This is a genomic window from Desulfovibrio sp. 1214_IL3152 (genome assembly GCF_036763055.1).
In the GTDB taxonomy this organism is placed as follows: domain Bacteria; phylum Desulfobacterota; class Desulfovibrionia; order Desulfovibrionales; family Desulfovibrionaceae; genus Desulfovibrio.
Genome location: NZ_JBAIYW010000624.1, coordinates 1 through 1,589, shown reverse-complemented (window position 1 = coordinate 1,589; position 1,589 = coordinate 1). Strand labels below are relative to the sequence as shown.

Below are 1,589 nucleotides of genomic sequence, written 5' to 3'. Positions count from 1 at the left end.
AATCTAAGCAGGTCTTCAAGGCTGGCTTTGCCGTCAAGATACAGGCTGTCCAGCAGTACCGGATGGCCGTCGGGCGGCACAAGGGCGGCCGATGCCCAGCCAAGGTTGCCGCTTATGCTGTCGCCGGGTTTTGCCTCCAGATCGCATTGCAGGTCTTCAATGACGAGGCTGGAATTTTCCGCACCCTGAATGCGTACGTCCCCTTGTTGCACGGTCAGGCGACAGCGGCCGGGCAAAAGGCCGCCCTGTCCGCTGCCGCTGCCCAGAAGGTTTTTTATATCCATATCCGGGCTGAGGGGAACGGAAACCGTGCCGCTGACGCGGGGGCGCAGCAAGGAGATGTTGCGGGGTTCCAGGCGGCCCTGCAAAAGGGCGAGGAAATCTGGTCTGAGGGTGGCGTACGCCGTGGTGAACTGCCAGTCTTCACCCGTAATGGTCATGGTGCTGACGGCCAGCGCGGGAACAGGCAGCAGCGCAACGTTGACGGCCTCCACGGTGATATTCAGGCCGGTGCGGGCGTTCAGTTCCTTGATAAAATGCCCGGTGAGGGCTTCGGGGTTGCGCTGCAAAAGGTAAAAGGCCCCTGCCGTCAAGGCCGACAGCAGGAGGAAAAGCGCCAGAAATATGCGCGCGAAAAGGCGTAGTCGGCGGGCATTCAGAAGCATGGTGCAGTCTCGTATCTTGACGCCGCAGGGCGTCAAGGCTAGGTTTCAAACCTATTGTATCTTGGCGCTGTTGGCAACTGTCCGCATGCAAAAGGCTTCTTTGACAATCGCCGGGGGAACATGCAAAAAATCTTATGGCTGGGCAGCCCTTTTTTTGGCACGGAACTGCGCTCCTGCGGCTGGCAGGATGCGGCCCTGCACAACTTTGATTCCGACCAGGTGTTCGGCTGGCGTGACCTGGTAGGCATTGCGGGCTTTGTACCCGACGTGCTGGTTGTGGCTGATAAAAGCCGCCCGCCCTTTGTGCTCGGGGTGGAAAATTTTCCCTGCCTGACGGTTCATTACTGCGTTGATTCGCATATTCACAGTTGGCAGCCTTTTTATGCCCAGGCTTTTGATGTTTGCCTCGTATCGTTGCGCGACCATCTTGTGCGCTTTTCCGGCCCTTTTCTTGAGCGGGAGCGTGTGTGGTGGTCGCCGCCTTTTGCTCATGAGCAGGACCAGCCCGATCCTGACGCCCAGCCCGTGTGGGATTGTCTTTTTGTAGGCACAGTTTCGCCGGAAATGCCCCGGCGTGCGGATTTTCTGCGCCGCCTTGGCGAGCGGCTTCCCGGCCTGCACGTTGCTCGGGGCAACTATCGCCGGCTTTTTCCCCAGGGGCGTGTGCTGCTCAATCACTGCGAGCACGGGGACCTGAATTTCAGGGTTTTTGAGGCTCTTGGCTGTGGGGGCTGTCTGGTGACGCCCCGGGTGGGACACGGCCTGGCCGATCTTTTTGTGGACGGCGAGCACCTCGTGGGCTATGCCCCCGATGACGTGGGAGATGCGGAGTTTCGCATCAGGTTTCTGCTTGAGCACCCCGATGTTGCGGCTCATATCAGGGCAACGGGGCTGGCCGAGGTCAATGCCCGCCACCGCGCCCGG

The 1,589-nt window shown here is 60.0% G+C and carries 1 protein-coding gene and 1 pseudogene; one reads left to right on the top strand and one right to left on the bottom strand.

From position 1 onward, the window contains the following. Positions 1 to 665 (bottom strand): annotated as a pseudogene (locus V6C07_RS13020) (hypothetical protein); the annotation flags it as partial. Positions 666 to 785: 120 nt separating this feature from the next. Between V6C07_RS13020 and V6C07_RS13015 the strand changes: the two are divergent. Further along, positions 786 to 1,589 (top strand): glycosyltransferase (locus V6C07_RS13015; protein WP_333536903.1); only part of this gene is annotated, 804 nt, incomplete at its 3' end.